The 13,656-nt window shown below is 71.1% G+C and carries 9 protein-coding genes; 6 read left to right on the forward strand and 3 right to left on the reverse strand.

The features are described from left to right. Positions 1-20 precede the first annotated feature (20 nt). From ACVN90_RS05520 to ACVN90_RS05530, 3 genes are all read left to right on the forward strand, one after another. Positions 21-608, forward strand: a complete 588-nt coding sequence (locus ACVN90_RS05520; protein ID WP_475101157.1) for a TetR/AcrR family transcriptional regulator — start codon at positions 21-23, stop codon at positions 606-608. Beyond that, on the forward strand, positions 605-2,164 hold the full coding sequence (locus ACVN90_RS05525; RefSeq protein WP_475101158.1) for a glycerol-3-phosphate dehydrogenase/oxidase: 1,560 nt from the start codon (positions 605-607) through the stop codon (positions 2,162-2,164). Before ACVN90_RS05520 ends, ACVN90_RS05525 begins: the two co-directional genes overlap by 4 nt. 91 nt (positions 2,165-2,255) lie before the next feature. Next, entirely contained in the window at positions 2,256-3,623 is a 1,368-nt protein-coding gene (locus ACVN90_RS05530; RefSeq protein ID WP_475101159.1) for an APC family permease, read from the forward strand. A gap of 32 nt (positions 3,624-3,655) precedes the next feature. On the opposite strand, the gene ACVN90_RS05535 is transcribed toward ACVN90_RS05530, so the two are convergent. Further along, positions 3,656-7,375 (reverse strand): multifunctional oxoglutarate decarboxylase/oxoglutarate dehydrogenase thiamine pyrophosphate-binding subunit/dihydrolipoyllysine-residue succinyltransferase subunit, encoded by a 3,720-nt coding sequence (locus tag ACVN90_RS05535; protein WP_475101160.1) that lies wholly within the window; start codon positions 7,373-7,375, stop codon positions 3,656-3,658. A 177-nt stretch (positions 7,376-7,552) separates the two neighbouring features. Here ACVN90_RS05535 and guaB1 point away from each other — a divergent pair, with 177 nt between their 5' ends. Beyond that, the gene (guaB1, locus tag ACVN90_RS05540) at positions 7,553-9,025 is read left to right on the forward strand and encodes a GMP reductase (RefSeq protein WP_475101161.1); all 1,473 of its coding nucleotides are present in this window, start codon (positions 7,553-7,555) and stop codon (positions 9,023-9,025) included. 51 nt (positions 9,026-9,076) lie between these two features. Here the strand turns inward: guaB1 and ACVN90_RS05545 are convergent, their stop codons facing one another. Then, positions 9,077-9,952 carry an LLM class flavin-dependent oxidoreductase gene (locus ACVN90_RS05545; protein WP_475101162.1) on the reverse strand — a complete coding sequence of 292 codons (876 nt, stop codon included), beginning with the start codon at positions 9,950-9,952 and terminating at the stop codon, positions 9,077-9,079. A gap of 159 nt (positions 9,953-10,111) precedes the next feature. Here ACVN90_RS05545 and ACVN90_RS05550 point away from each other — a divergent pair, with 159 nt between their 5' ends. Next, complete coding sequence (locus tag ACVN90_RS05550; RefSeq protein WP_475101163.1) at positions 10,112-11,440, forward strand: hemolysin family protein; 1,329 nt, start codon at positions 10,112-10,114, stop codon at positions 11,438-11,440. Then, entirely contained in the window at positions 11,437-12,495 is a 1,059-nt protein-coding gene (locus ACVN90_RS05555; protein WP_475101164.1) for a hemolysin family protein, read from the forward strand. The genes ACVN90_RS05550 and ACVN90_RS05555 overlap by 4 nt, the downstream gene beginning before the upstream one ends. A gap of 60 nt (positions 12,496-12,555) precedes the next feature. Here the strand turns inward: ACVN90_RS05555 and ACVN90_RS05560 are convergent, their stop codons facing one another. Beyond that, entirely contained in the window at positions 12,556-13,620 is a 1,065-nt protein-coding gene (locus ACVN90_RS05560) for an NADH:flavin oxidoreductase/NADH oxidase (RefSeq protein ID WP_475101165.1), read from the reverse strand. Between the last annotated feature and the right edge of the window lie 36 nt (positions 13,621-13,656).

Consider the following 13,656-nt stretch of genomic DNA (forward strand, 5'->3'; position numbering starts at 1 on the left):
ACATTCTGTATGGTTGTCACATGGCCGACGGAGTGCCCGACACAGAGACCGCGATCCTCGACGCCGCGCTCGCCGAAGTGCTGGCGCACGGCATCCGCCGCACGACGGCGTCCGACATCGCCCGTCGCTGCGGCATCGCCCGCCAGACGCTCTACCGCTATTGGCCCGACGCGCAGGCGGTGTTCGCCGCCCTCGTCACCCGCGAGCTCGTCGCGGCGCTTCCCGCCGAAGCGGGGGAGTCAGCCGACCTCGACGAGCTCGTGACGCTGCTGGTTGAGACCGCCGACCGCGTGCGTCGCCTGCCCCTCGTCGACCGCCTGCGCGACACCGATCCCGAACTCTTCGCCCGGTACATCCTCGATCGGCTGGGCACGAGCCAGCGCGCGATCCACGCCGAGACCGCCCGGCGCATCGCGACGGGGCAGCGCGCCGGGTTCGTGCGCGCGGGCCAGCCAGCTCAGCTCGCCGCGATGGTGCTGCTCATCGCGCAGTCCGCGGTGCAGTCCGCGCCGCTCGTCGCCGAGTGGCTGCCCGAAAGCGCCTGGCGCGCCGAACTCGCGCACGCGCTGCAGGGCTACCTCGCGCCCAACGGCGAGGAGCGGCGATGACCACGCGGATCGTCGGGCGCACACCCCGCCCGTCGGCTCTCTCGGCCGCCCGCCGCGCGCGCGAGCTCGACGTCCTCGCCGACGAGCGCGAGATCGATGTGCTCGTCATCGGCGGCGGCATCACCGGAGCCGGGATCGCGTTGGATGCCGCGGCAAGGGGCCTGCGCACCGTGCTGGTCGAGCGGCACGACCTCGCGCACGGCACGAGCCGCTTCAGCTCCAAGCTCGTGCACGGCGGGCTGCGGTACCTCGCGTCGGGACAGATCGGGATCGCGCACGAGAGCGCGACCGAGCGCCACCTCCTCCTCACCCGCATCGCGCCGCACCTCACGCGCGCGCTCGCGCAGGTCGTGCCGCTGCACGAGCCCGGGCACATCGCACGCGGGGCGTACATCGGCATGGGGTACGAACTCGGCGACGGCCTGCGCCGTGCGGTCGGAACGTCCGGCTCCCTGCTGCGGGCGCCCGCAGCGATCGGCCGCGACGCGACGCTCGCCCTCGCGCCCGCCGTTCGCGCCGAAGGTCTTCGCGGCGGCGTGCGCGGGTGGGACGGGCAGCTCATCGACGACGCGCGGCTCGTCGTCGCCGTCGCGCGGACGGCCGCCGGGTACGGGGCATCCGTCCTCACCCGTGTCGAAGCTGTCGCGGTCACCGGGCGCGAGGCGACCCTGCGCGACGTCGTGACCGGGGCGACGTTCCCGGTGCACGCGCGCGCCGTCGTCAGCGCGACCGGCGTGTGGGCGGGCGAGCTCGACCACGACGTCCGGCTGCGGCCGAGCCGCGGCACGCACCTCGTGGTGTCGACGGCACGTCTCGGCGGCTCGGATGTGTCGCTCACCGTGCCGATCCCCGGTTCGTCGAGCCGCTTCGTGTTCACGCTGCCCGCGCAGCACGGCCGCACGTATATCGGCCTGACGGATGTGCCCGCCGACGGGCCGATCCCCGACGTGGCGCACGCGACCGAGGCAGAGATCGACATGCTCCTCGACACCGTCAACACGGTGCTGGAGGAGCCCCTCGCGCGCACCGACGTGCTCTCGACCTTCGCGGGTCTCCGCCCGCTCCTCGCCGGCGCCGACGGCCACGACACCAGCGACCTGTCCCGCCGCCACGCGATCATCGAGTCCGCGAGCGGTGCGCTCAGCATCGTCGGCGGCAAGCTCACGACCTACCGGCGGATGGCCGAAGACGCCGTCGACGCCGTCATCCGGCGCGACCCCGGGTTCGCGTCCCGCCCGTCGCCCACCCGCGCGATCCCGCTCGTCGGCGCCTGGCCTCGGCACCGCCTCGGCGAGATCGTCGCGGCCCCGCGCCTGGTGCGCCGGTTCGGCGCCGAAGCCCCGTACGCGGCCGCCCTCCCGACGGGGCCGTCCGGCGCGTGCGGCGTGACGGCCCAGGAACTCGAGTGGGGCGTGCGCATCGAGGGCGCCCTGAGCATCGCCGACCTCCTCGACCGGCGCACGCGCCTCGGCCTCGTCGACACCGACCGCGAAGAGTCGACGGATGCTGCCACCGCCGCGTTCGCGCGCGCCGGCGTCGACCCGATCGAGGAGTGAGGGGCGCAGCCGCCGAGGGTTGGCAGGAATCCGCTCCTGGACGGCGGCGCAGGCGCGGCCAGGTGTCGGACGCGCTGGGCAGACTGGATCAGTGACTCAGAGCGCAACGCACGGCGCACTCGGCGTCGTCCAGGGGACGGCGCTCTACATCGCGTCCGTGCTGGGTACCGGGCTCCTCGTGCTCCCCGGCCTCGCGGCCGACGTGGCAGGCCCTGCGTCGATCGTGTCGGTGCTCGCGGTGATCGTGCTCGCGGTGCCGCTCGCGGGCACCTTCGCCGCGCTCGCCGCGCGCTACCCCGACCCCGGCGGCGTCGCCAGCTATGTGCGCCGCGCGCTCGGCCGCACCGCCGCCCGCGCGACCGGGTACTGGTTCTACTTCGGCGTAGCCGCCGGGTTCCCCGTGCTCGCCGTCCTCGGCGCCGAATACCTGACGGCGATCCTGCACATCGATCGCGTCGCCGTGCCGATCCTCGTGTTCGCGATCCTCATCCCGCCGTTCGCCGTCAACATGCTCGGCGTCCGGGTGGCCGGCTGGGTGCAGTTCGTGCTGACCGGGCTCCTCGTCGGCATCGTCGTCTTCGTCGTGGCCACGGCGTTCCCCGCGGTCCAGGCGGCGAGCTTCACGCCGTTCCTGCCGCACGGATGGGCGGGCGTCGGCACCGCGATCAGCCTCTTCGTGTGGGCGTTCGCCGGCTGGGAGGTCGGCACGCACATCTCGGGGGAGTTCCGCGACCCGCGCCGCAGCATCCCGATCGCCACCGCCATCGCGCTCGTCGTGACCGGGCTCGCCTACCTGCTCCTGCAGGTCGTCACCGTCGGCGTCCTGGGCGAGGAGGCCGGCGCCGGCGCGGTTCCGCTGCTCTCGCTCGCCGAGGCGGTGGCTCCCGGGTTCGGGCCGACGGCCATCGGCGCCGTCGCGGCGATCGTCGTGCTCGGCGTGATGAACGCCTATCTGGCCGCGTTCGGCAAGCTGGGCGCCTCGCTCGCGTCGTCGGGCGATCTGCCCCGCGCGCTCGCGCCGGGCGCCGAGGCGGGCGGAGTGCCGAGACGCGCCCTGCTGCTGACATTCGTCCTCGCGATGGTCTACTGCACGATCGCGCTCGCGACCGGCGGCGACCTGCAGACGTTCATCCTCATCCACACCAGCAACATGGTGTCGATCTACGCCGCGGGCATGATCGCCGCAACGCTGATCCTGCCGCGCTTCACGGCGGGCTGGTTCATGGCGGTGGTCGCCGCCGTGCTGTCGATCGGACTGCTGGTCCTGGCCGGAGCGAATCTGCTCCCCGCGGCGGTGCTCGCGCTCGCCGCGGTCCTCGTGACGGTCTGGAAGCGGCTGCGGCGCTCGTCGCGGCCCGCGGCCGAGCCGGGCGAAGACCCCGGGTCCCTCGTCGAGGTGAAGACGACGACGACTCCGGCCGAACGCCGTTCGGCCCTGGATTCCTCAGCGCACAGCTGAGTCCCCAGGGCCGAACGGGCGAGACGCTCCGCCTACAGCGTGAGCGCCTGCTGCATGATCGCGGCCTGCTCGGCGGCGTGCACCTTCGGTGAACCGGTGGCGGTCGAGGCCGCCGATGCGCGCGAGACGCGGCTGATGGTGCGACCGTTGAGGTTCTTGACGACCTCGAGCGCGATGAAGGGCCAGGCGCCCTGGTTCTCGGGCTCGTCCTGCACCCACACCAGCTCGGCGTTCGGGTACGAGTCGATGACGGCGTTGAGCTCGTCGATCGGGGCCGGGTAGTACTGCTCCAGGCGCACCAGGGCGATCTCGGGGTTCGGGTTCTTGTCGAGCTCGGCGCGCAGGTCCCAGTGGATCTTGCCGGCGTGCAGCAGCACGCGCTTGACGGCCGGCTTGTCGATGCTCCGGTCGTCGTCGATCACCGGCTCGAAGCGGCCGGTGAGGAAGTCCTCGACCGGGCTCGTCGCGCCGCGCAGACGCAGCATCGCCTTCGGCGTGAAGACGACCAGCGGCCGGCGCGGACGCGCGTACGCCTGGCGGCGCAGCAGGTGGAAGTACGACGCGGGGGTCGACGGGCGCGCGACGGTCATGTTGTCCTGCGCGCACATCTGGAGGTACCGCTCGATGCGGGCCGACGAGTGGTCGGGCCCCTGACCCTCGTAGCCGTGGGGAAGCAGCAGCACCACACTCGACTGCTGGCCCCACTTCTGGTCGGCGGCCGAGATGTACTCGTCGATGACCGACTGGGCGCCGTTCGCGAAGTCGCCGAACTGGGCCTCCCACAGCACGAGGGAGTCGGCGCGCTCGACCGAGTAGCCGTATTCGAACGCCATCGCCGCGTACTCGCTCAGCAGCGAGTCGTAGACGTAGAAGCGTCCCTGGTCCTCGCTGAGGTTCGTGAGCGGGATCCACTCCTGGCCGTTCGCGCGGTCGTGCAGCACCGCGTGGCGCTGCACGAAGGTGCCGCGCCGCGCATCCTGCCCGGCCAGGCGGACGTTGGTCTTCTCGAGCAGCAGCGAGCCGAACGCCAGCAGTTCGCCGAAGCCCCAGTCGATCGAGCCGTTGCGGCTCATGTCGAGGCGCTTGTCGAGCAGCTGCTGCAGCTTGGCGTGGACCGTGAAACCGTTCGGCTTGTTGACGAACGTGTCGCCGATGAGGGAGACGATCTCGCGCGACACACCTGTCGTCGCCGGCTCGCCGGCGGCCGGCTGGGCGCCCGCGTCGGGCACGAGGATGGGCGAGGAGCCCGTCTCGGCGGCGTGCGTCTCGGCGAACGCGATTTCGAGGCGGTTCTGGAAGTCTTGCTTCGCCTTGTCGTACTCTTCCTCGGTGATGTCGCCGCGACCGACGAGAGCCTCGGTGTAGAGGCGCCGGACGGAGCGCTTCGCCTCGATGAGGTTCGTCATCAGGGGCTGCGTCATCGACGGGTCGTCGCCCTCGTTGTGACCGCGGCGGCGGTAGCAGACGAGGTCGACCACGACATCGCGGTGGAACCGCTCGCGGTAGGCGAAGGCCAGCTGCGCGACGCGGGTGACGGCCTCGGGGTCGTCGCCGTTCACATGGAAGATCGGCGCCTGGATCGTCTTGGCGACATCCGTGGCGTACACGGAACTGCGCGCGTCGGTGGGCGTCGTGGTGAAGCCCACCTGGTTGTTGACGACCACGTGCACGGTGCCGCCGGTGCGGTAGCCGCGCAGTTGCGACATCTGCAGCGTCTCGACGACGACGCCCTGGCCGGCGAAGGCCGCGTCGCCGTGGACGAGGATGGGCAGCCACGTGAAGGTGCCGATCGGCTTGCGATCCTGCTTCGCGCGGACGATGCCCTCGAGCACGCCGTCGACGGTCTCGAGATGCGACGGGTTCGCGGCGAGGTAGACGGGCAGCTCGGACTCGTTGTCGGCGACGAACGTGCCCTCGGTTCCGAGGTGGTACTTGACGTCGCCCGAGCCGCTCTTCGAGCCGATCGCGACCGACCCCTCGAACTCGCGGAACACCTGGCCGTACGTCTTACCGGCGATGTTCGTCAGCACGTTGAGGCGGCCGCGGTGCGCCATGCCGATCGCGGCGCCGTCGAGGCCTGCCCCGGCCGCGCCCTGGAGGATCTCGTCGAGGAGCGGGATCAGCGACTCGCCACCCTCGAGGCTGAAGCGCTTCTGGCCGACGTACTTCGTCTGCAGGAACGTCTCGAACGCCTCGGCCTGGTTCAGCTTGTCGAGGATGCGCAGCTGCTCGTCGTGGCCGGGCTTCTGGTACTTGACCTCGACGTTCTCCTGGAACCACGCGCGCTGCGTCGGGTCCTGGATGTGCATGTACTCGATGCCGATCGTGCGGCAGTAGGAGTCGCGCAGCACGCCGAGGATGTCGCGCAGCTTCATCTGGCGCTTGCCGCCGAAGCCGCCGGTGACGAACTCGCGGTCGAGGTCCCAGAACGTGAGGCCGTGCTGCTCGATCTCGAGGTCGGGGTGCGTGCGCTGCTGGTACTGGAGCGGGTCGATGTCGGCCATGAGGTGACCGCGGACCCGGAACGAGTTGATGAGCTCCTGCACGCGCGCGGTCTTGTCGACCCGCTCGGCGAGGTCGACGTTGATGTCGGCCGCCCAGTGGATCGGTGCGTAGGGGATGCGCAGCGCGGCGAAGATGTCCTCGTAGAAGCTGCGCTGGCCGATGAGCAGCTCGTGCACCTTCTTGAGGAACTCGCCCGACCCGGCGCCCTGGATGACGCGGTGGTCGTACGTGCTCGTCAGCGTGATGGTCTTGCCGATCGCGAGCTCGTTGAGCGTCTTCTCGCTCGCGCCCTGGAACTCGGCCGGGTACTCGAGGGCGCCGGCGCCGACGATGCAGCCCTGTCCCTTCATGAGACGCGGCACCGAGTGGACGGTGCCGATGCCGCCGGGGTTGGTCAACGAGATCGTGGTGCCCTGGAAGTCGGCCGCGGTCAGCTTGTTGCCTCGCGCACGGGTCACGAGGTCTTCGTATGTCGTGAGGTATTCGTTGAACGTGAGCTGCTCCGCGCGCTTGATGCTCGGCACGAGAAGGGCGCGGGTGCCGTCGGGCTTCGGCAGGTCGATCGCGATGCCCAGGTTGATGTGCGCCGGTGCCACGAGCGACGGCTTGCCGTCGATCTCGGCGTAGAACACGTTCTGGCTCGGAAACTCCTTGAGTGCCTGGATGATCGCCCAGCCGATGAGGTGCGTGAAGCTCACCTTGCCGCCGCGGGTGCGCGACATGTGGTTGTTGATGACGATGCGATTGTCGATCATCAGCTTCGCCGGCACCGTGCGGACGCTGGTCGCCGTCGGGACCGTCAGCGACTCGTCCATGTTGGCCGCAAGCGTCTTCGGCATGCCGCGGAGCGTCGTGACGACGTCGGCGTCGGCCTCGCCGTCGGCGGCCGAGGGCTCGGCCTTCGGTGCCTGCGCCGGGATCGGCTGCGGAGCGGCGGGGCGCGCGGTGGTGCGTGCCACCGGCTGTGCGCCGATCACCGGGATGGGCGCCGTGACCGGGCGCGGCTCGGATGCCGCGCGCTGGGTCGTCGCCGGAGTCGCGGTCGCCGGGGCCGGGGGCGCCGCGGGGGCTGCCTGGGTCGGTGCTGCTCCGTCGGCGGGGTGGTAGGCCTCGAGAACGGGCCACCACGCCTTGTCTACGGAGTTCCGGTCGATCTTGAACTGTTCGTACAGCTCCTCGACGAGCCACTCGTTGGCTCCGAACTCTCCCTCGTTCGAAACCCCGACGCCCGTCACCTGGCTCGACACGCTGAATCGCCTGCTTTCATCGGTGAAGTTCTGGGATGCGCGCGGGGCGCCGAAAGGCCTCACACACGACGGTTAAGCCTAGCCCCTTCTGCGCGGGCCGTTCCGGCCCCGGTGGCCGCGAACCTGAAAGAACCCGCAGGATTATCCGCACAGGAACTGTCACTAACCTTGGCGGTCATGGAGTTCTACGGCGAAACACCCGACGTCGACCTGACTTACTCTGACGTCTTCCTCGTCCCGCGCCGCTCGGCGATCACGAGCCGCCTCGATGTCGATCTCGCCCCAGGCGACGGCACGACGGCCACCCTCCCGCTCGTCTCGGCGAACATGAACTCCGTCACGGGTGCGCGGCTCGCGGCCACCCTGGCCCGGCGCGGCGGCCTCGGAGTCCTCCCTCAGGACATGCCGCTGCAAGAGCTCGATGCCGCGATCCGCTGGGTCAAGGCGCAGCCTGTCGCGTGGGACACCCCGCTCGTGCTGCCGCCGGACGCGACCGTCGCCGACGCGGCACGGCTCCTCCCGGCCACCGAGGGCCACGGCATCGTCGTCGCTGATGCCCATCCGGCAGCAGGCACCGCCGGCCGCGTCGATGCCGACGACATCCTCGGCATCGTCCCGGCGACCCGCCTGGGCACCGCCCTGCCCGACGCACGCCTGGGGGACCTCGCGCGCGGGCGCGCAGCATCCGTCGATGCCGACGACATCGAAAGCGCCCGCCACGCGTTCGACGTGATCGTCGCCGCCGAGGCCGAGACCGTCTGCGTGCTCCACCACGGTCACCTCGTCGGCACCCTCTCCCGCCGCAGCGCGCTGCGCTCGACGCTGTACCGTCCCGCCGTCGACGCGTCCGGCCGGCTCATCGTCGCCGCCGCCGTCGGCATCAACGGCGACGTCGCGTCGAAGGCGAAGGCGCTCGCCGGCGCGGGTGTCGACGTGCTCGTCGTCGACACCGCTCACGGCCACCAGGAAGGCATGCTCCGCGCGCTCCGCTCGGTCGCCGACCTCGACCTCGGCATCCCGATCGCGGCGGGCAACATCGTGAGCGCCGAGGGCGTGCACGACCTCGTCACCGCCGGCGCCACGATCCTCAAGGTCGGCGTCGGCCCCGGCGCCATGTGCACGACGCGCATGATGACGGCAGTCGGTCGCCCGCAGTTCTCCGCGGTGCTCGAGACGGCCGAGGCCGCGCGCATCATGGGCGCGCATGTGTGGGCCGACGGCGGCGTCCGCTACCCGCGCGACGTCGCGCTCGCGCTCGCGGCGGGCGCCGCATCCGTCATGATCGGCTCGTGGTTCGCCGGCACCATCGAGGCGCCGGGCGAGCTGCAGGTCGACGATGCCGGCCGCGCCTACAAGGAATCGTGGGGCATGGCCTCGACCAAGGCCGTGCACGAGCGCTTCGGGCGTCTCGACCCCTACGAGCTGGCCCGCAAGGAGCTGTTCGCCGAGGGCATCTCGTCGTCGAAGATCTACCTCGACCCGCTCCGTCCGGGCCTCGAGGACCTGCTCGACATGATCACGTCGGGCGTGCGGTCCTCCTTCACATACGCTGGCGCGTCGACGGTCCCCGAGTTCCACGACCGCGCCCGCGTCGGCCTGCAGTCGGCGGCCGGTTACGAAGAGGGCAAGGCCCTGCCCGTCAGCTGGTGAGGAGGATAACGGATGCTGCGGGCCGCAGCATCCGTGAATCCGAAGGCTTCGTCAGCGCAAGCGGGCGAGGGCCTTCTCGTGGACGGCGGGGTCGGAGCCCATGCCCGCCGGTGACTCGGGCGCGTACACGACGAGCTCCGTGAATCCGAGTGCGGCGGCGTGCTCGGCGGCGGTGAGGTAGTCGTCGACGCTCGTCGTGGGGCGCACACGTCCGAAACCGAGCAGCAATGACCGGCGCACCGACGCCGGATCGCGGTCCACGCTCCGGCACGCCTCGTCGAAGCCGCGCGTCTGCTGGTCGAGCAGCGCCCAGTACTCATCGGCGTCGAGCTGTGTCGACCCGGGTCCACCGTAGGTGTTCCAGGTGTCGGCGTACGCGGCGGCGAGCGCGAGCGCGCGGGGTCCGTGGGCCGCGAGCAGCAGCTCCGGGCGGGCGACCCCGCCGGGTGCGGGCAGCGTCTCCAGACCGCGGAACGACGTCGTGCGCCCCTCCCACTCGGTCGCACCGTCGAGCACCGCCCGGTAGCCCCTCACCACGTCTGCGAAGCGCCCCGACATCTCGGCAGGGCTCTCGCGGGTGCCGTGGTGGGCCAGCGCGCACGTCGGCGCACCCATGCCGAGTCCGAGGACGAGACGGCCGCCGGAGATGTCCTGCACGGTCATCGCGACGCGCGCGAGCGTGACCGGCGTACGAAAAACGGCCGACGCCACGAGCGTGCCGAGGCGGATGCGCTCGGTCACGGCCGCCGCCGCGGTGAGCGTGGTGAAGGCCTCGCTCAGCCACAGGCCGGGCGCCGTCGCGTGCGTGAGGTGGTCGTAGGTGTAGACGACGTCGTAGCCGACCTGCTCCGCCCACCGGTACCACCGCTGCTGTTCGCGCCACAGTCCGACCGGCGGAATGACGAGGCTTATCCTGTCCAGTGCCATAGCGCCATGGTGGCACCCATCCCCAGGATCGTGCGGAGATGCCTGCCGTAGACTTGTCGGCACGATGGACGACCCTCCTCCTTGTAGACCCTCGCCCCACCGACCCTCCACCCCGATGAATGGGCCTGACCGCCGGTTGCATCAAAGGGGGAGTGCGTGATGGATTACGTCATGTTGGGCGTGGGGCTTCTTCTCACAATCGGCACCGGTCTGTTCGTCGCCAGCGAGTTCGCGCTCGTGAACCTCGACCGGGCAGACCTCGAATCCCGTCAGGCCGCCGGCGAGAGCCGGCTCGCGCTGACGATCAGCGCGCTGCGCATCACCTCGACGCACCTCTCCAGCGCGCAGCTGGGCATCACGCTGACGACCCTCCTCACCGGTTACACGATGGAGCCGGCGATCTCGAACCTGCTCGCTCCGGTGTTCGACGCGTGGGGCATCCCGAGCGGCATCTCGCGGCCGCTGTCGGCGATCATCGGCGTCTCGATCGCGACGATCTTCTCGATGATCATCGGCGAGCTCGTGCCGAAGAACTTCGCGCTCGCCGTGCCGCGTCAGACCGCCAAGCTCGTCATGCCCTTCCAGGTCGCGTTCACGACGGTGTTCCGCCCGGCGATCGTCGTGCTCAACGGCAGCGCCAACGGCGTGCTGCGCTCCGTCGGCATCGAGCCCAAGGAGGAGCTGTCGGGCGCCCGCACGGCCGAGGAGCTGTCCAGCCTCGTCCGCCGTTCGGCGAGCGCCGGCGTGCTCGAGGAGGACACCGCGTCGCTCCTCGACCGCAGTCTCACCTTCGCGCGGCTCTCGGCGGCCGACGTCATGACGCCGCGCCCGAGCATTCACGCGCTCGCCGCCGACGACTCGGCCGAGGATGTCATCCAGCTCGCCCGCCGCACCGGTCACAGCCGGTTCCCGGTGTACGGCGAGGACATGGACGACATCACCGGCATCGTGCACCTCAAGGCCGCCGTCGGGGTTCCGCGCGAGCGCCGGGCGGATGTCCCGGCTGCCGCTCTCGCCACCGAGCCGCTGCGCTTCCCGGAGGCGGTCCACCTCGACGTGCTCGTCTCGGAGCTGCGCGCCCGCGGGTACCAGATGGCCGTCGTCGTCGACGAGTACGGCGGCACCGCCGGCGTCGTCACCCTCGAGGACCTCGTCGAGGAGATCGTCGGCGAGGTGCTCGACGAGCACGACCGCCGCCGCGCCGGCATCGTGCGGCTCGAGGACAGCATCATCTTCCCGGGCGAGCTCAGGCCCGACGAGGTGCGCGACCGCACCGGCATCCGCATCCCGGAGGGCGACGTCTACGACACCGTCGGCGGCTACATCATGAGCGTGCTCGAGCGCATCCCCGTCGCCGGCGACAGCGTCGAGATCGAGGACGGCACCATCGAGGTGCAGCGCATGGAGGGCCGCCGCGTCGACCGCGTGAGGTTCACGCCCACGCCGATGCCCCATTCGGACGCGACTGAGGGGGGTGATCGCCGATGAACGACTGGGCAGGAATCGCCTGGCTGGTGGTGCTCCTCATCGCCAACGCCTTCTTCGTCGGCGCCGAGTTCGCCGTCATCTCGGCCCGCCGCTCGCAGATCGAGCCGCTCGCCGAGCGGGGTTCGCGTGCGGCCAAGACCGCGCTGTACGCGATGGAGCACGCGACGCTCATGCTGGCCACCAGCCAGCTGGGCATCACGATCTGCTCGCTCCTGATCCTGAATGTGTCGGAGCCCGCCATCCACCACCTGCTGGCCGAGCCGCTGGGGCTCACCGGCTGGTCGGAGGCCGTCGTCGACGGCGTCGCCTTCGCGGTGGCGCTGATCCTGGTGTCGTACCTGCACGTCGTGTTCGGCGAGATGGTGCCGAAGAACCTCGCGTTCTCGGTGCCGGACCGCGCCGTGCTCATGCTCGCGACGCCGCTGGTGTGGGTGTCGAAGGTGTTCCACCCGGTGATCGTGAGCCTCAACTGGACGGCGAACCACATCGTGCGCCTGTTCGGCGTCGAGCCGAAGGACGAGGCCGCCTCGACCTTCACGCTCGAAGAGGTCGCGACGATCGTCAATCAGTCCCGCATCGAGGGCGTGCTCCACGACGCATCGGGCACGGTGGCCGCGGCCGTCGAGTTCACCGACAAGAAGGCGGCCGACATCGCCGTGCCGCTGTCGCAGCTCGTGACGCTCCCCGAGATCACGACGCCCGACGAGATCGAGCGCGCGGTCGCCAAGCACGGCTTCTCGCGCTACGTGATCGTCGACGAGGCGGGCCTGCCGCTCGGCTACGTCCACCTGAAGGACATCCTCCGGGCAGCGGAGGGACCGGATGCCGCGACCGACGTCGCGCTCCCGATCGCGACGAAGCGCATCCACCACATGGTGCCGGTGCTCGAGTCGACTGATCTGGAGGACGCGCTCGCGGTGATGCGTCGCGCCGGCCGCCACCTCGCGCAGGTGCGCAACGACGCCGGTGAGGTCACCGCGGTGCTGTTCCTCGAAGACATCATCGAGGAGCTCATCGGCGAGGTGCAGGACGCCACGCGTCGTCGCCTCTTCTGACGGATGAGGTGAGCGGATGCTGCGGCCCCGGGCCGCAGCATCCGCTCACTGCTTCTCGGGTCAGAGGCGGGCGCGGAGGTACTGCGCGGGCCAGTAGTCGATGTCGGCCCCGAGCTCGACCGCGGCGCGCAGGCCGTAATGCGGGTCGCGCAGCCACTCGCGGCCGGCCATGACCGCGTCGGCTTCGCCGGCCTCGAGCACGCGCTCGGCGTGCGCGGCGTCGTCGATCATGCCGACGGCGTTGACCGGTACGCCGGCCTCGCCCCGCACGCGTGCCGCGAGCGCGACCTGGTAACCCGGCCCCGTCGTGAGCTTCTGGTGGGCGACGAGGCCGCCGCTCGAGATGTCGAAGAAGTCGGCACCGCGCTCCGCCGCCCAGCGGGCGACCGTCGCGGTCTCGTCGGGGTTCCAGCCGCCGTCGGCCCAATCGGTGGCCGAGAACCGCACGATGACGGGAACGCCGGGTGCGGCTTCCGTCACGGCGTCCAGCACGCGCAGCAGCAGTCGTGCGCGGTTCTCGAGCGAGCCGCCGTACTCGTCGTCGCGCAGGTTCGACAGCGGCGACAGGAACTGATGCAGCAGGTATCCGTGGGCGCCGTGGAGTTCGAGCACCTGGAAGCCGGCCTCGACGGCGCGGCGCGCGGCCGCCGCGAAGTCGGCCACGATGCGGTCGATGCCGGCGCGGTCGAGCGCGACGGGCTCGGCGTAGCCGTCGAACGCGACCGCCGATGGGGCGACGGTGGTCCAGCCGCCCTCGTCGGCGGCGACCGATCCACGGCGGCCCGAGAACGGCGACCACGTCGATGCCTTGCGTCCCGCGTGGGCGAGCTGCACGCCCGCAACGGCGCCCCGGCTGCGGATCGCGGCCACGATCGGCGCCCACGCGCTCTGCTGTTCGTCGTTCCACAGGCCGGTGTCCTCGGGGGAGATCCGTCCCTCCGGCGACACCGCCGTCGCCTCGGCGACGACCATCCCCGCACCGCCCGACGCGAACTGTGCGAGGTGCGTGTGGTGCCACTCCTGCGGCACCCCGTCGACGGCGCTGTACTGGCACATCGGCGAGACCCACAGGCGGTTGCGCACCGTCACGTCGCGCAGGGTGAGAGGGGTGAAGAGGCGGGTCATCGGGTCTCCGGATCGGATCGGGTGCGCGGTACTGTG

It is taken from the genome of Microbacterium sp. F01 (assembly GCF_056156365.1).